The following is a 16,640-nucleotide window of genomic DNA, read 5'->3' as shown; positions in this document are numbered from 1 at the left end:
GGACGTCGAGGGCCGGGTGGTTCGCACGGTTCGCGCGTTTCGGCCGAATGATCGTCGCGGTGGAATACTGGCCGCCGCTCCGCATGGAGGCTCCCCATGGAAGGAGGCCCTGGATGGGCTTCGGCCCCAAGTCCATGGCCACGCTCGGCAAGGCGATCACCGGCCGTGACCTGACCGCCACGGACACCCCCGCGGGGTTCGGGTCGGCCCCCGCGCGCCGGATCCTCCCGGCGCGTACCCGGTCGGACCTCCTGGTCGCGCTCGTGGCGATGGCCGTCGACCTGCTCGGCTACGTGGTCACCGTCCGCGGCGACGGCGCCGGGGAGGCCGCGACCTGCGTCGCGTTCCTGGTCGCCTCGGCGCTGTGCCTGGTGGCGCGCCGGCGCGCCCCGTTCCCGGTGCTGCTCGCGGTTCTCGTGCTCCAGGTGGGGTTGAACCTGTCGACCGACATCGGGCAGCGGTTCGGCATCTCGTTGGCGGTCGCGCTGTACACCGTCGGCCTGGCCTGCCGGCCCCGGACGATCGCGGTGGCCGCGGCGCTGACCATGGCCGCCCAGACCTCCGGCTACCGCAACGCCGACGAGTCGTTCTTCTGGGTGTTCAGCGGCGACCTGGTCGCGACCGCGCTCGTGCTGGGGGCGAGCGCGGCGGTGCGGCACTGGCAGGGACAGGTCGAGGTCAACCGGGTCCTGCTCGCCGAGCGCGCGCTGACCGAGGAGCGCCGGCGGATCGCCCGGGAACTGCACGACATCGTGGCGCACCACATCACCACCATGCATCTGATGTCCGGCGGCGCCCGGGCCAGTCTGGAACGCGACCTGGACGGTGCGCGCGGCGCGCTGCTCACCCTGGAGGCGTCCGGCCGGGTCGCGCTGGACGAGATGCGGCAGTTGCTCGGCGTGCTGCGCAGCGACAAGGACCCGGAGAGCGCGCCGTCGAGCCCGCAGCCCGGCGTCGACGACCTCGACCGGCTGATCGCCGAATCCTGCCTGGCCGGCCTGCCGACCGAGCTCCAGGTGCTCGGCACGCGCCGCGAACTGCCGCTGCCGGTCGGCCTCGCGCTGTACCGGATCACCCAGGAGGCGCTCACCAACGCGCGCAAGCACGCCGGCAGCGCGGCCATGGCTCGGGTGCTGCTGGAATACCTGCCGGACGCGGTCGCCATCGAGATCCGCGACGACGGCGGCGGCGACAAGGCCGGCGGTGGTTACGCGACGACCGGCGGTGGTCACGGGCTGCTCGGTATGCGCGAGCGGGTGGCGGTGCACGGCGGGTCGTTCCGGGCCGAGCACGTCGCGGGCGGCGGGTTCCTGGTCGCGGCGAGCATCCCGGTGACGCCTGCGACGGGGCCGGCCGACGAGCCCACGACGCCGTCGACGCCCCCGGTTCCCGACGCCCTCGCTGGACTCACCCCGGCCGAGATCGAGGTGCTGCGCCTGGTCGCGGCGGGCAGGGACAGCGGCGAGATCGCCGAGGCCATGCGGGTCGAGGACGCCACCGTGGAGCGCTACGAGAGGGACCTGCTGGGCAAGCTCGACCTGCGCGATCGTGCCCAGGCCGTGGTGGTGGCGTACGAATCCGGCCTGGTCCGGGTCGGCCACACCGGCCTGCCGCGCTGACCGGTTGTGCGTTCGCACCAAGGGTTGCCCTCGGGTTCGTCGTCACGGCCATGAGCGGGAGCGCTTCGTCCGCGTAGCGTGCCGGTACGCCGCCGAGCCCACTCGCGAAAGAGGTCCCATGGCCGCAACCGTCGACTCCGCCCACTGGAATGCCCGTCTCGCCGAGCTGATCACCCGATACGACGTACCGGGCGCGAGCCTGGCGTTCGCGCACGAGGGTGAGGTACACACCTTCGTCGCCGGGGTGCTGAACAAGGACACCGGTACTCCGGTCTCGACCGACTCGCTGTTCCAGATCGGCTCGGTGAGCAAGGTGTGGACGGCGACCCAGCTGATGCTGTTGGTCGAGCAGGGCCGGCTCACCCTGGACACGCCGGTCGTCGACCTGCTGCCCGAGTTCAAGGTCGCCGACGCGCAGGTGACCAAGACGGTGACGGTGCGGCACCTGCTGACGCACACCTCCGGTATCGACGGTGACCTGTTCCTGGACTCCGGGCGCGGCGACGACTGTCTGGAGAAGTACGTCGCGGCCTGCGCCGAGCTGACCCAGAACCACCCGATCGGCGAGTCGTTCTCGTATTGCAACTCCGGCTTCGTGATCGCGGGACGGATCATCGAGCGGCTCACCGGCAAGACCTGGGACGCGGCGCTGCGCGAGCAGATCTGTGAGCCGCTGGGTCTGACGCACACCTGGACGCTGCCGGAGGACGTGCTGCGCTTCGGTGCGGCGACGGGGCACGTCGAGGACGGCAGCCCCACCTCGGTATGGGGCCTGACCCGGGCCATGGGCCCGGCCGGCCTGATCTGCGCGCGAGCCAGCGACGTGGTCGCGTTCGGCCTGGCCCACCTGGGTACCGAACTGCTGGCCGCGCCGGGCGCGATGACCGAGCCGCAGGTGCGCCTGCCCAATCCGTACACGATCGCTCCGGAGTGGGGGATCGGCTGGATCCTCGACGAGTGGTCCGGGCACCGGGTGATCATGCACGCGGGCAACACCATCGGCCAGTCCGCGATGCTCTGGGTCCTGCCCGACACCGGCACGGTGGTCTGCCTGCTGGCCAACGGCGGTGAGACGTCCGCGCTGCAACGCACCCTGGGCGCCGAGCTGTTCGCCGTGCTCGCGGACGTCGAGATGCCGGAGCTGCTCGGCCCGCCCGACACACCGGTGGACGTGGACGTCGCGCGCCACGCGGGGACGTACGAGCGGGTGGGCTGCCTCGCCACGGTGAGTGTCCAGGACGACGCCAAGCTGCACCTGAACATCCGGATCACCGGTGCGCTGGCCGACATCTCGCCGGAGATGGACTGGGATCTGATACCCGTCGACGAGACCACGTTCGTGGGCCGCCGCGAGGGCAGCCCGCTGTGGGACAACGTGGTCTTCTACGAACTCGCCGACGGCTCGCCGTACATACACATGGGCGTACGCGCCACCCCGAAGACCGCCTGACCCGCCGCCGGGCCGCCTTGGGGAGCACGGCCCGGTGAGCCCGGATCCGACCCGCACCATCCCGCGTGTGCCAGGCGCCCCGGGTGGTGCCGGTTCGGGTCCGGGCTTACGGTCGAACGAGTGAGCGCACCCCGTCCGGTCGGGCGCACCATTGCCGGATCGTCGGGGCCGTCGACGCACACCGGATCGTCGGGACCGCCGAACCGCACCGGATCGGTCGGAGACCGTCGATTCCCGCCGGACGGCGCCGCGTGGCGCGGCCCTCGGCAACCGCGGGACCCACCATGGCGAATCCTCACGCGACACCCTCGCAGACCGCCGCCGCACCGAAACGACGCGGCGGCAATGGCGCCGCGCTCGCGGTGATCGCCTCGTGTCAGCTCATGGTGGTGCTGGACATCACCATCGTGAACATCGCGCTGCCGCACATCCAGCGCTCGCTGGAGTTCTCCACCACCAGCCTGTCCTGGGTGCTCAACGCGTACACGCTCACCTTCGGCGGTCTGCTGCTGCTCGGCGGGCGTGCGGGCGACATCCTGGGCCGCAGGCGGGTGTTCATCTTCGGCGTGCTGCTGTTCGTGGTCGCCTCGCTACTGGGTGGACTCGCGCAGACCGCGCCGCAACTGCTCGCCGCCCGGGCGCTGCAGGGCGTCGGCGGCGCCATCGCCTCCCCGACCGCCCTCGCCCTGATCACCACGACCTTTCCCGAAGGCCCGGCCCGCAACCGGGCCTTCGGCGTCTTCGCGGCGGTCTCCGCGGGCGGCGGCGCGATCGGGCTGCTGGCCGGCGGCATCCTGGTCGAATGGCTGGACTGGCGGTGGGTGTTCTTCGTCAACGTGCCCATCGGTGTGCTCATCGCACTGGCCACCCCGCGCTACATCAGGGAGTCCGAGCGACATCCCGGCCACTTCGACGTGCTCGGCGCGCTCACCTCGACCCTGGGCATCGGCTCGCTCGTGTACGGCTTCATCCGGGCGGCCCAGGAGGGCTGGCGGGACGGCCTGACCCTCGCCGCGTTCGCGGCGGCCGTCGTGCTGCTGGCGATCTTCCTCTCCATCGAGCGCAGATCCAGGCAGCCGATCACCCCCCTGGCGATGTTCGCGGACCGTAACCGGTCGGGCACCTACGGCATTATGTTGTGCCTGGCGGCGGCGATCTTCGGGATGTTCTTCTTCCTGACCCTGTTCGTCCAGGACGTCCTGGGCTTCAGTCCGATCGAGGCCGGTCTGGCCTTCCTCCCGATCAGCGCGGTGATCGCGGTCGGCGCAGGCTTCGCGTCGCAACTGCTGCCGCGCTACGGACCCAAACCCTTCATGGTCGTCGGTGCCCTCCTGGCGGCGGCCGGTCTCGCCTGGCTGACCCGTACCGACGTGCACAGCACCTACGCCGGCAGCATCCTGGGCCCGACGCTGGTCTTCGGCCTCGGCATGGGCATGCAATTCGTCTCGCTGACCCTGATGGCCGTCTCCGGCGTCGCCTCCAAGGAAACCGGCGCCGCCTCGGGCCTGCTCAACGCCACCCAACAGGTGGGCGGTTCGCTCGGCCTGTCCATCCTGGTCACCGTCTTCGGCACCGCCAACCGCAACGAGGCCAAGGACCAGGTCCCGGCCTTCCTCGCCCAGGCCACCCCGGCCGAACGCGCCGCCTTCGAGCGCACCGGCGACCTGCCCGCGCCCTGGAGCCACCAGGTGTTGACCACGGGCATCTCCGCCGCCTTCGTGACGGCCGCGATCTTCGCGGTGATCGCCGCCGTGATCGCGATGTTCGTCATCCAGGTCCGCGCCTCGGACCTCGAACGCCTACGCGGCGACGGCCCCGCGGGGCCGGGAGGCTGACCGGGCGTCGGATCGGCGCGACCGGTTACGACCAAGTCAACTCCGCGCAGGGACCTTCCAGCTTCCCGGCGTCGCACGCCCCACGCCGTAAATGCAGAAAAACCCCTGATCAACAGGGGTCTCTCGTGGTGTCCGAGGGGGGACTTGAACCCCCAAGCCCTTTCGGGCACTAGCACCTCAAGCTAGCGCGTCTGCCAATTCCGCCACCCGGACCGGGTGGTCTCCGCTGGTGTTTCGTGCGGCGACGTGGAGAACCATATCAAAGATCCGGAGGGGAATCGGACCGGGATGGGTGGGGCTGACCTGGGGGGGTTGGCCTGGGTTGGCGCGGTGCGTGGTTCGGTGGTGGGGGAGGTCCGGGGCCGGGGTGGTTTGGTTGCCGGGCCTGGCTGGGGTGGATTGGGGGCGGGGTGGATTGGTGGGGTTGGTGGGGTGGGTCAGGGCCCGTTGAGTAGGTGGGCCTCCTGGGTTGGGGTCAGGCCCTGGGGCAGTGGGGGTTCGCCTCGGGAGCGGTCCCAGGCGAGGACGTCGGCGGCGGTGATCGACAGCGGCGTGGTCGAGAGGCCGGCGGCGCGGGCTCGGGTGGCGCTGCGTTGGCGAGCGGGCCATTGGGGCTCGGGGGTGACCAGGGGGAAGGGGCCGGGGACCGCGTCGGGGGAGATGGGGACGATTTCCACCTCGGTGCCGGCGGCCCGGGCGCAGGTGTGGATCAGGTCGCCCAGGGTGGTGGGTTCGGCGGGGCCTACGGCGTGGAAGGCGCCGGGGCGGTTGTCGATCAGGAGTCGGTTGACCAGGCGGGCCAGGTCGCGGGAGTCGACCACTTGGATCGGCTGTTCGGGTCGGCCCGGCAGAGCGACGCGGCCGCCGCGGGCGGCTCGGCGGCTCCAGTACGTGAAGGTTTCCTGTACGTCGTGAGGGCCGGCGACCTTGCCCGGGCGCACGATGGTGGCGCGGTCGCCGTAGCGGGCGAGTACGTCGTCCTCGCAGGCGACCTTGCAGGGGCCGTAGGTGTCGTTGTCGAGTACCTCGGTGTCGCGGACGGGTGCGCGGCGAGGGGTGTCCTCGTCCGAGCCGGGGCCGACTCCGGACTGTACGTAGACGGCGTGGCTGGAGACGAACAGGTAGCGGCCGACCCGGTCGCCGAGCACTGCCATCGCCTGCCCGACGTGGCGCGGTACGTATCCGCTGACGTCCACCACCGCGTCCCACTCGCCGTCGCGCAGCGCGGTGTAGTCGCCGGTGTCGCGGTTGCCGATCCGTCGGGCGGCCTGCGGGAAGAGGTCGGTGCCGGTTCTGCCTCGGCCGAACAGGGTCACCTCGGCGCCCCGGGCCAGGGCGTCCTCGACGATCGCCCGGCCCACGAACGCGGTGCCCCCGAGCACAAGAATTCGCATGGTTCGCGACCGTATCGGGTCGCCGGGACGGGCGCGCCCGCATTCTCGATGTCGCATGTCAACTGTGGTTGACAGGCCCGAGATGTCAACGTAGGTTGACGGTCATGACCGAAGCAACCGACCTCGCCAGTCGTGCGGGGGACCGGGATCCACGGGTGGGCCTACGGGCCGTGGCCGCGCTGCGCCGGCTGCTCGAGCAATTGGAGTACGTGCAGGTGCGCAGTGCGCGCGTGCAGGGGTGGTCGTGGCAGGAGATCGCGGCCGAGCTCGGGGTGAGCCGCCAGGCGGTGCACAAGAAGCACGGGAGGAACTGATGTTCGAGAGGTTCACGGACAGTGCCCGGGGCGTCGTGTACGGGGCCATCGAGCATTCGCGGCGGGCGGGGGACGCCCGCGTGGAGGGGGAGCACATGCTCGCGGCGCTGCTGGACGCGCAGGGTACGCAGGCCTCGGTCGCGCTGGCGACGCTCGGGTTCGTGGCGAGTCGGGACGAGTTCGAACGCGGACTGGCCCGGGCCCGGCGGCGCGGCGGCATGTCGCAGGCCGACGAGGCCGCGCTCGCAGACCTGGGGATCGACGTGGGGGAGATCGTCGCGCGCGTCGAACAGGCGCACGGCGAGGGCGCGTTGGCGGTGGGCCGACGGCGGCGCCGGCTGTGGCCGTTCGGTGGGCGTACTGGGCATGTCCCGTTCGCGCCCGGCGCCAGGAAGGTGCTGGAGCAGTCGCTGCGCGAGTCGGTGGCCCGCGGTCAGCGGCACATCGGCGACGAGCACATCCTGCTCGCGATCACCGCCTGTTCGGGCGTGGTCGCGGATCTGCTCGCGGAACACGGCGTCACCCACACGGCGGTACTGCGGGCACTGGCGCCGACGGCACAGGCGGGCTGACCACGCCCACGGGCGATGGGGGACCGGGACGTCGTGGGCCGACCTCGACCTCGCCCTCGCCCGACGGCCGACCGGAGACGTAGCGGTACGCCCTCGCCCGACGAGCGGCGGCCCGGCCAACGCCGGTGGCCGGCTCCGAAACCCACGCGCGCACCGGGTGGACGGCCCATCGACAGGTCGGAGCGGAGGGCCGACCCACTACCCGGTCCGGCTCAGCTCAGCCCGCTGATCCTGCTCATCCCGAAGGGAGCCGGGGAACCGGAAGCCCCACCCGGGCCTCATTCTCCGGCGCCTGCGGTCGGGTCGGACGGGCCTTGTCTCCGGGGTGGAACGCCCGCCCACCCGGCCGGGTCCGGTTGGCGCCTGCGCGGCCAACTCGGCCCGGATGCGGATGCGGAGCCCATGCCCCATGTGGGCCGATGCCGGCTCGTCCGGGGTTCGGGCCGAACCGTCCGGAGTGAGGGCCCGCCTGACCCGGCCCGATCACTCCGGACGGGCCTTGTTGCCCGGGGTGGAAGGCCCGCCCGCCCGATCGGGTCCGTCAGCGCCTGCTCGGCCAACTCGGCCCGATTGCGTATGCGGAGTCCATGCCCCACGCGGGCCGATGCCGGCCCGTCCGGTTCGGGCCGGCCAGCCGAACCGTCGGGAGTGAGGGCCCGCCTGACTCGGCCTGATCACTCCGGACGGGCCTGGTCACCGGGGAGGAAGGCCCGCCCGCCCGGCCGGTCCGTCAGCGCGCCCACTCGGCCGACTCGGCCCGGATGCGGATGCGGAGCCCATGCCCCACGCGGACCGATGCCGGACCGTCCGGGTCCGGGCCGGCCGGGCCGAACCGTGCGGAGTGGGCCACTGACCCGGCCCGATCACTCCGGACGGGCCTTGTCGCCCAGGGTGGAAGGCCCGCCCGTCCGATCGGGTCCGGTCAGCGCCCACTCGGCCGACTCGGCCCGGATGCGGAGCCCATCCCCCACGCGGGCCAATGCCGGACCGTCCGGGCCGGCCGGGCCGGACCGTCCGGAGTGAATCCGGAGTGAAGGCGCGCCTGACCCGGCTCGATCACTTCAGTCCCCACATAGTCCGAACGCGGCTGGGAAGCTACGGTCCGAACGCGGCCGGGAAGCCCGATTCCCACAGTCCCGCCCGGCCGCGATCACCGCCCTCATCCCACCGCCCTGTCCTACTTCACGTCCTCACTCGACCAAGCCGGCCCGCCGCAGCGCGTCCGCGATCGCGCCGCCGCCTCCGGCCGGGCCCTGCGGCCCTCGGCTCTGCTTCGGGGGAGTCGCGCGCCGGCCCTGGCCACCGCCCTGACCACTGCCCGAGCCGCCGCCTTGGCGCGCACCGCCCTGCCGCCCGTCACCCTGCCGGCCACCGCTCTGTCGCCCGTCGCCCTGAGGCCGACCGTCGCGGGCCCCGCGCTCCGGCCGAGGGCCGCGAGGGCCGCGGTCACCGCGGTCGGCCCGGTCGCCCCGATCGCCACGCGCCCCGCGCTGCTCCGGTTCGTCCTCCAGCCGCAGTGTCAGCGAGATCCGCTTGCGCGGGATGTCCACGTCGAGCACCTTGACCCGGACCACGTCGCCCGACTTGACCACGTCGTGCGGATCGCTCACGAACGTCTTCGACATCGCCGAGACGTGTACGAGGCCGTCCTGGTGCACGCCGACGTCCACGAACGCGCCGAACGCGGCCACGTTGGTGACCACACCCTCCAGGAGCATGCCGGGTTGCAGGTCGGACAGCTTCTCGACGCCCTCCTTGAAGGTCGCCGTCTTGAACGCCGGCCGCGGGTCACGCCCCGGCTTCTCCAACTCGCGCAGGATGTCGGTCACCGTCGGCAGGCCGAACTTCTCGTCCGTGAACGCCTTCGGGTCCAGCGCGCGCAGCCTCGGCGCCGCGCCGATCAGGGTCCGGACGTCGCCACCCGCCGCCGCGGCGATCTTGCGGACGACCGGGTACGCCTCCGGGTGTACCGAGGACGCGTCCAGCGGGTCGTCCCCGGCCGGGATCCGCAGGAAGCCCGCCGCCTGCTCGAACGCCTTCGGGCCCAGTCGCGCGACGTTCTTCAGGTCGCGCCGGGTCTTGAACGGGCCGTTCGCGTCCCGGTGTTGCACGATGTTGTCGGCCAGCGTCGCGCCGATCCCGGACACCCGGGTGAGCAGCGGCGCGGACGCGGTGTTGACGTCCACGCCGACCGCGTTCACGCAGTCCTCGACCACCGCGTCCAGCGAGCGGGACAACTTCAGTTCGGACAGGTCGTGCTGGTACTGGCCGACGCCGATCGACTTCGGGTCGATCTTGACCAACTCGGCCAGCGGATCCTGGAGTCGGCGGGCGATGGAGACCGCGCCGCGCAACGACACGTCCAGGTCCGGGAGTTCCTGCGAGGCGAAGGCCGAGGCGCTGTACACCGACGCGCCCGCCTCGGACACCATCACCTTGGTCAGGCCCAACTCGGGGTGCTTGGAGATCAGTTCGGCTGCCAGCTTGTCCGTCTCGCGGGATGCGGTGCCGTTGCCGATCGCGATCAGGTCCACCCGGTGCGCGGCGGCCAGTTTGGCGAGGGTGGCGATCGACTCGTCCCAGCGGCGGCGCGGCTCGTGCGGGTAGATCGTCTCGGTGGCGACCACCTTGCCGGTGTCGTCGGTCACCGCGACCTTGACCCCGGTGCGCAGGCCCGGGTCCAGGCCCATCGTGGCGCGGGTGCCGGCCGGCGCGGCGAGCAGCAGGTCGCGCAGGTTGGCCGCGAACACCCGGACCGCCTCGTCCTCGGCCTCCTGCCGCAGCCGACCGCGCAGGTCGATGCCCAGGTGCACCAGGATCCGGGTACGCCAGGCCCAGCGCACGGTGTCCGCGAGCCACTTGTCGGCCGGGCGGTCGCGGTTGACGATGCCGAACGCGTGCGCGATCGAGCGCTCGTAGTCGGTCGGGCCGTCGACCTCCTCGTCCGTCGAGGGCGCCAGGGTCAGGTCGAGTACGTCCTCCTTCTCGCCCCGGAACATGGCCAGGATTCGGTGCGAGGGCAGCCGGGTGAACGGCTCGGCGAAGTCGAAGTAGTCGGCGAACTTGGCGCCGGCCTCCTCCTTGCCCTCGCGCACCTTGGCCACCACGCGCCCGCGCGTCCACATCCGCTCGCGCAGCGCGCCGATCAGGTCGGCGTCCTCGGCGAACCGCTCGACCAGGATCGAGCGCGCGCCGTCCAACGCCGCCTGCGCGTCCGCGACACCCTTGTCCGCGTCGACGAATGCCTCCGCCGCGGCGGCCGGGTCGCGCGAGGGGTCGGCCAGCAGGCCGAGCGCGAGCGGTTCCAGACCGGCCTCGCGGGCGATCTGCGCCTTGGTCCGCCGCTTCGTCTTGTACGGGAGGTAGATGTCCTCCAGCCGGGCCTTGGAGTCCGCTGCCAGGATCTGCGCCCGCAGCGGGTCGTCCAACTTGCCCTGCGCCTCGATCGCGGCGAGCACGGCGGTACGGCGCTCCTCCAGCTCCCGCAGGTAGCGCAGGCGTTCCTCCAGGTTGCGCAACTGCGTGTCGTCCAGGGTCCCGGTCACCTCCTTGCGGTACCGGGCGATGAACGGCACGGTGGCCCCGCCGTCGAGCAACTCGACCGCCGCTCTGACCTGCCCCTCCCGAACCCCGAGCTCCTCGGCGATCCGCCGATGCACATCCTGCTGCGCGCCCTGCTCCGAACCCTGCTGCCCCGACACCGACATCGTCACGTCCCGATCCACCTCATCACCAAGCCTGCCCCCGGCATTCTCTCGGGCCACACCCCCCGTTGTCGCCCTGCCCCACCGCCACCACCCCCGGATTCCCGGTCCGGCCACCCGCCGGCCGCCCGGGCGCCGGTTCGGGTCGCGGTGTCGCGCTCTGTCCGCCGCGCCTTGTCCCCGCGTCCTGTCCGCCGCGTCGGTCGAGCTTGGTTCAGCCTTCCGGGGGCGGGGGCGCGTTGGTGTCGCGCAGGGACGGGACGCGGCTGGGGCGGCGGCGTTCCTGGGCTTCGAGGAGGGGGAGGGTGCGCATCGGGACTACCTCGGACAAGACGATGACGCTGGTGGAGCGGACCACCTCGGGGATGCGGTTGATGTCGATCAGGATCTGTTGCAGGTCCTGATTCGAGGTGGCGGCGATCCGGCAGTGCACGTCGCCGATGCCGGTCGTCCCGTACGCCTCCAGCACCTGTGGGACCGCGCTCAGCGCGGTGGCCACGCCGGACAGGCCGCCCTGGGCGATCTCCAGTGTGACGAAGGCCAGAACCGGGTACCCGGCGGCGACCAGATCGACCTCGGGGCCGTAGCCGGTGATCACCCCCGCCGCCTCCATCCGCTCCAGGCGGGCCTGGACCGTGGCGCGGGAGACACCGATCACCCGGGACAGTTCCAACATGCCCGCCCGCGGGTGTAGTCGGCCGGCCCGGATGAGACGCACGTCCAATTCGTCGAGCGTGCTGCGCGAATCCTGTAGATCATCCCGCATACGGGCCGCCCATCTAGGCAAATTGCATAGCTCGCAGATCGAACCTTGTCAGATGTTGCATTCGGAAGTGTACTTTCGGCATCCGTTCCTTTCCGAGGGGATCGCGCGTCATGAGCACCTTCACCACCCTTGAAGACACCGACGCCCTCGTCGGCGCCGTCGAGCACGACCCGGCGGGAGACCCCTTCCCGGTCGTCGCGATGGACCATGTTCGTTTCTTCGTCGGCAACGCCAAGCAGGCCGCGCACTACTACTCGACGGCGTTCGGGATGACCTGCGTCGCCTATCGCGGTCCCGAGACCGGGAGCCGCGACGTCGCCGAGTACGTGCTCGTGTCCGGCAAGGCACGTTTCCGCATCACCGGCGAGGTTCACGCCGGCACCGAGGTCGGCGTCGCGACCGCCGCCCACGGTGACGGTGTGTCCGACATCGCCATCGAGGTTCCCGACGTCGACAAGGCCATCGCCTTCGCCCGGGAGAACGGCGCGACCGTGCTGGTCGAGCCGCACGACGACACCGACGAGCACGGCACGGTGCGTACCGCGGTGCTGGCCACGTACGGCCAGACCCGGCACACGCTGGTGGACCGGTCCGGCTACAAGGGCCCGTTCCTGCCCGGTTTCGTCGCCGCCGAGCCGCTGTTCCGCGGCAAGCCCGCCGCCCACCCCAAGCGCTACTTCCAGGCCATCGACCACTGCGTGGGCAACGTCGAGCTCGGCCGGATGGACGAGTGGGTCGCCTTCTACAACCGCGTCATGGGCTTCACCAACATGAAGGAGTTCGTCGGCGACGACATCGCCACCGAGTACTCCGCGCTGATGTCCAAGGTGGTCACCAGCGGCAACCACCGGGTGAAGTTCCCGCTGAACGAGCCCGCCGTCAGCCGCAAGAAGTCGCAGATCGACGAGTACCTCGAGTTCTACGGCGGCCCCGGCGTCCAGCACATCGCGCTGGCCACCGGCGACATCGTGGCCTCGGTGCGCGCGATGGCCGAGATGGGCGTCGAGTTCCTGTCCACCCCGGACAGCTACTACGACACGCTCGGGGAATGGGCCGGCGAGACCCGGGTACCGGTCGAGACGTTGCGCGAACTGAAGATCCTGGTCGACCGCGACGAGGACGGCTACCTGCTCCAGATCTTCACCAAGCCCGTGCAGGACCGGCCGACGGTGTTCTTCGAGCTGATCGAGCGGCACGGTTCGCTCGGATTCGGCAAGGGGAACTTCAAGGCGCTGTTCGAGGCGATCGAGCGCGAGCAGGAGCGCCGCGGCAACCTCTAGGCCGCGGGGCCGGCCGTCGCGTACGGCGGCGGCCGGCAGGACACGGGCCGACAGGGCAGCGGGAGCGGACGGAGGAGTCGGGCAGTCATGGCGTACTACCGCAGCGTGGGCGAGGTGCCGCCGAAGCGGCACACCCAGCACCGCCGCCCGGACGGCGGCCTGTACTACGAGGAGCTGATGGGCGAGGAGGGCTTCACCTCCGACTCCTCGCTCCTCTACCACCGCGCGATCCCGTCGGCGATCGCCGACGCGAGCGTGTGGGAGGTCCCCGACCAGAGCGTCACCGCCAACCACCCGCTCAAGCCGCGCCACCTCAAGCTGCACGAGCTGTTCGCGGACAACGAGTGGAAGGCCGTCGACGCGGTCACCGGTCGGCGGCTGGTGCTGGGCAACGGCGACGTACGGATCTCCTACGTGGTCGCGGGCAGCCCTTCCCCGCTGTACCGCAACGCGCTCGGTGACGAGTGCGTGTACATCGAGTCCGGCTCCGGAACGGTGGAGACCGTGTTCGGCGCGCTCACCGTCGGCCCCGGCGACTACGTGATCCTGCCGCGTGCCACCACCCACCGGTGGGTGCCCGGCACCGAGGAGCCGCTGCGCGCGTACTGCATCGAGGCCAACTCGCACATCACGCCCGCCAAGCGCTACCTCTCCCGATTCGGCCAACTGCTCGAGCACGCGCCGTTCTGCGAGCGCGACCTGTGCGGGCCGGTCCAACCGCTGCTGGCCGAGGGCACGGACGTCGAGGTGCTGGTCAAGCACCGCGGCCTGGGCGGCGAGATCACCGGCACCCGCTACGTCTACCCCACCCACCCGTTCGACGTGGTCGGCTGGGACGGGTGCCTGTACCCGTACGTGTTCAACATCTCCGACTTCGAGCCGATCACCGGCCGGATCCACCAACCGCCGCCCGCGCACCAGGTGTTCGAGGGGCAGGGGTTCGTGATCTGCAACTTCGTGCCGCGCAAGGTGGACTACCACCCGCTGTCGATCCCGGTGCCGTACTACCACTCCAACGTGGACTCGGACGAGGTCATGTTCTACTGCGGCGGCAACTACGAGGCCCGCAAGGGGTCCGGGATCGGCCAAGGATCGATCTCGCTGCACCCGGGCGGGCACGCGCACGGGCCGCAGCCCGGCGCCTACGAGCGCAGCATCGGCATCGAGTTCTTCGACGAGCTCGCGGTCATGGTGGACACCTTCAGCCCGCTGGGTGTCGGCGAGGGCGGCATCGCGAGCGAGGATCCGGGTTACGCGTGGACCTGGGCCGGGAAGGCGCCCGGACCATGAGCGCATCCACCGAGGCACCCGAGACCCTGCACCACGCGTTGTTCACCGGACTGTGGGACGACGCCGCGTTGTTCCCACCCGGCAACGCCCCGATGGCCGAGGCGGTGCCCGCGCACCGGGTGTACCGCGTCGAGTGGTTCGCGCCGTTCGTGCGCAACTTCCTGGTCGGTGCGGCACACGTGCCCGACCTGCTCGCGCTCGCCGATTCCGGCGAGCCACTGCGTGTGGTGCTCGTGGCTCCCGGCGGCCCCGCCTCGGTGGGTCCCGCCGTACGCACCATCCTGAGCGCCCCCGGGTTGTTCCTGGAGGGCATCGAGGTCGCCGGCGACGGTGAGATCGGCAAGGCGGTCGCGGCGCTGCACGAACACCTGCCGGAGATGACGGCGGGCTACGTCGAGGTCCTCAAGGGCGCGGGCCTGGACGCAGACCTGGACAATCTCGCCGGCACGTACGGGCGGCCCAAGTTCCGCACCGGCGGTACCGCCGCGCACGCGTTCCCGGACGAGGCCGAGTTGGCCGCGTTCGTGTACGCGTGCCGGATCCGCGAACTGCCGTTCAAGGTCACGGCCGGGCTGCACAACGCCGTGCGGCACACCGACCCGACCACGGGTTTCGAGCACCACGGGTACCTCAACCTGATGCTCGCCACCCACCACGCCGTTGCCGGCGCCGAACCGGACGCGCTCGCCGACCTGCTGGCGATCCGCGACAGCGCCGAACTCACCCGGATGGCGCACGACCTGACCCTGACCGAGCGCACCCGCCTGCGTGGCTACCTGACCTCGTACGGCACCTGTAGCGTCGCCGAGCCGCTCCAGGACGCACTCACCCTGGGTCTGCTCGGCGAACCCCCGCACCAGCGCGACTGATCCGATCGAGGAGCCCGACGTCTCATGCCCACCACCTGGGTCCCGCTGCCGACCGACACGGTGTACGGCATCGACAACCTGCCCTACGGCGTGTTCGCCACCGACCGCGAGCCGGACCGGCCGCGGGTCGGGGTGGCGATCGGCGACTTCGTGCTGGACGCCGGCGCGGCGGCGCACGCGGTCGGGGCGCCGGCCGATGTGCTGGACGCGCCGAGCCTGACCGAGTTGATGGCGGCCGGCCGGGCGACCTGGACCGCGGTACGTGCCTCGCTCACCACCTGGCTGACCGACCCCGAGCTGCGGGCGAGCATCGAACCGCACCTGATCCCGCGTCGGGAAGTGGTGCTGCGGCTGCCGTTCGAGGTCGCGGACTACGTCGACTTCTACGCCTCCGAGCACCACGCGAGCAACCTCGGTCGGATCTTCCGGCCCGGCTCCGAGCCGTTGACCCCGAACTGGAAGCACCTGCCCATCGGCTACCACGGCCGCGCGGGCACCGTGGTGGTCTCGCACACGCCGATCGTGCGCCCCAGCGGGCAGCGCAAGGCGCCCACCGACGCGGTGCCCTCGTTCGGGCCCACCCGCCGACTGGACATCGAGGCCGAGGTCGGCTTCGTGGTCGGCGCCGGCTCCGAACTCGGCACGCCGGTCGGGCTCGCCGACTTCGCCGACCACGTGTTCGGCGTGTGCCTGGTCAACGACTGGTCCGCCCGGGACATCCAGGCCTGGGAGTACGTCCCGCTCGGCCCGTTCCTGGGCAAGTCGTTCGCCACCTCGGTGTCGCCGTGGATCGTCCCCCTCGAAGCACTCGGCGTCGCACGCGTGGCACCCCCCGCGCGCGACGTCGAGCCACTGCCCTACCTGGACGACCGCGCCGGCGAACCGTGGGGCCTGGACCTGGCCCTGGAGGTCCGGCTCAACGGCCACCTGATCTCCCGGCCGCCGTTCGCGGCGATGTACTGGACGGCCGCGCAGCAGCTCGCGCACATGACCGTCAACGGCGCGGCGCTGCGCCCGGGCGACCTGTTCGCCTCCGGTACGGTCAGCGGCCCCGAGACCGACCAGCGCGGCGCGCTGATCGAGATCACCTGGAACGGCGAGAACCCCCTCAAACTCCCGGACGGGTCCACCCGGACCTATCTGGAGGACGGCGACGAGGTCACGATCACCGCTACCGCCCCCGGTCCGAACGGCACTCGTATCGGATTCGGCGAGGTAAGCGGGCGAATCCTGGCAGCGCGCTGACCTGATGCCGGCTCCCGCAGCTTGCGGGAGCCGGCATATCGCCGGAGGCGGACGGTCCGGGGACAAGGCTCCGCGGCCAACGGTCCGCGGCGGACGCGTCGAGGCGATCGGTCCGAGGCGGACGGTTCGAGGCGCAGACCGAGGCGGACCCCAGGGGCGACCGCGCGAGGCCGCCTTCCGACGCCCACGCTGACGGCATCCTTCCGCGCGTCGGCGAAGCCCTGCCGCTCGGCGATCGAGCGTGCCCCCACATCCGCACGACCGACGGACGGTACCTCCGCGCCCACCGCGATCGCGACGGA

At 71.6% G+C, this 16,640-nt stretch carries 12 protein-coding genes and 1 tRNA gene; 9 read left to right on the top strand and 4 right to left on the bottom strand.

Annotated elements, in window-relative coordinates:
• Nucleotides 1–113: 113 nt before the first annotated feature.
• The 3 genes from ACIRL2_RS34880 to ACIRL2_RS34870 all read left to right on the top strand — a co-directional run bounded on the left by ACIRL2_RS34880 (nt 114) and on the right by ACIRL2_RS34870 (nt 4,904).
• Nucleotides 114–1,619, top strand: coding sequence for a hybrid sensor histidine kinase/response regulator transcription factor (locus ACIRL2_RS34880; protein WP_395859396.1), 1,506 nt, complete (start codon nt 114–116; stop codon nt 1,617–1,619).
• A gap of 118 nt (nt 1,620–1,737) precedes the next feature.
• Nucleotides 1,738–3,069 (top strand): serine hydrolase domain-containing protein, encoded by a 1,332-nt coding sequence (locus ACIRL2_RS34875; RefSeq protein ID WP_395859394.1) that lies wholly within the window; start codon nt 1,738–1,740, stop codon nt 3,067–3,069.
• Nucleotides 3,070–3,353: 284 nt separating this feature from the next.
• On the top strand, nt 3,354–4,904 hold the full coding sequence (locus tag ACIRL2_RS34870; RefSeq protein ID WP_402237591.1) for an MFS transporter: 1,551 nt from the start codon (nt 3,354–3,356) through the stop codon (nt 4,902–4,904).
• 126 nt (nt 4,905–5,030) lie between these two features.
• On the opposite strand, the gene ACIRL2_RS34865 is transcribed toward ACIRL2_RS34870, so the two are convergent.
• Together ACIRL2_RS34865 and ACIRL2_RS34860 are read right to left on the bottom strand one after the other, a co-directional pair.
• Nucleotides 5,031–5,117, bottom strand: a tRNA-Leu gene (locus ACIRL2_RS34865).
• A 224-nt stretch (nt 5,118–5,341) separates the two neighbouring features.
• Nucleotides 5,342–6,298 (bottom strand): NAD-dependent epimerase/dehydratase family protein, encoded by a 957-nt coding sequence (locus ACIRL2_RS34860; protein ID WP_402237589.1) that lies wholly within the window; start codon nt 6,296–6,298, stop codon nt 5,342–5,344.
• Nucleotides 6,299–6,402: 104 nt separating this feature from the next.
• On the opposite strand from ACIRL2_RS34860, the gene ACIRL2_RS34855 reads away from it, so the two are divergent.
• Together ACIRL2_RS34855 and ACIRL2_RS34850 are read left to right on the top strand one after the other, a co-directional pair.
• Nucleotides 6,403–6,612: a helix-turn-helix domain-containing protein gene (locus ACIRL2_RS34855; RefSeq protein WP_402237587.1), complete on the top strand. Its 210-nt coding sequence runs from the start codon at nt 6,403–6,405 to the stop codon at nt 6,610–6,612.
• Complete coding sequence (locus ACIRL2_RS34850) at nt 6,612–7,184, top strand: Clp protease N-terminal domain-containing protein (protein WP_402237584.1); 573 nt, start codon at nt 6,612–6,614, stop codon at nt 7,182–7,184. Before ACIRL2_RS34855 ends, ACIRL2_RS34850 begins: the two co-directional genes overlap by 1 nt.
• 1,190 nt (nt 7,185–8,374) lie before the next feature.
• Here the strand turns inward: ACIRL2_RS34850 and ACIRL2_RS34845 are convergent.
• Nucleotides 8,375–10,891 carry a Tex family protein gene (locus ACIRL2_RS34845; RefSeq protein ID WP_402237709.1) on the bottom strand — a complete coding sequence of 839 codons (2,517 nt, stop codon included), beginning with the start codon at nt 10,889–10,891 and terminating at the stop codon, nt 8,375–8,377.
• A 211-nt stretch (nt 10,892–11,102) separates the two neighbouring features.
• Nucleotides 11,103–11,654: an Lrp/AsnC family transcriptional regulator gene (locus tag ACIRL2_RS34840; RefSeq protein WP_402237583.1), complete on the bottom strand. Its 552-nt coding sequence runs from the start codon at nt 11,652–11,654 to the stop codon at nt 11,103–11,105.
• A 200-nt stretch (nt 11,655–11,854) separates the two neighbouring features.
• On the opposite strand from ACIRL2_RS34840, the gene hppD reads away from it, so the two are divergent.
• The 4 genes from hppD (at nt 11,855) to fahA (ending at nt 16,338) form a co-directional block, all read left to right on the top strand.
• Nucleotides 11,855–12,934: a 4-hydroxyphenylpyruvate dioxygenase gene (gene hppD, locus ACIRL2_RS34835; protein ID WP_395859891.1), complete on the top strand. Its 1,080-nt coding sequence runs from the start codon at nt 11,855–11,857 to the stop codon at nt 12,932–12,934.
• Between the two features lie 87 nt (nt 12,935–13,021).
• Complete coding sequence (locus ACIRL2_RS34830; RefSeq protein WP_395859380.1) at nt 13,022–14,224, top strand: homogentisate 1,2-dioxygenase; 1,203 nt, start codon at nt 13,022–13,024, stop codon at nt 14,222–14,224.
• Nucleotides 14,221–15,093 (top strand): hypothetical protein, encoded by an 873-nt coding sequence (locus ACIRL2_RS34825; RefSeq protein WP_395859379.1) that lies wholly within the window; start codon nt 14,221–14,223, stop codon nt 15,091–15,093. Before ACIRL2_RS34830 ends, ACIRL2_RS34825 begins: the two co-directional genes overlap by 4 nt.
• A 24-nt stretch (nt 15,094–15,117) precedes the next feature.
• Complete coding sequence (gene fahA / locus ACIRL2_RS34820; RefSeq protein ID WP_402237580.1) at nt 15,118–16,338, top strand: fumarylacetoacetase; 1,221 nt, start codon at nt 15,118–15,120, stop codon at nt 16,336–16,338.
• The last annotated feature ends 302 nt before the right edge of the window (nt 16,339–16,640 follow it).

It is taken from the genome of Embleya sp. NPDC127516, from assembly GCF_044765325.1.
Lineage (GTDB): Bacteria > Actinomycetota > Actinomycetes > Streptomycetales > Streptomycetaceae > Embleya.
Note: the sequence above shows the minus strand (reverse complement) of the source record. Positions and strands in the feature narration are given on the sequence as shown.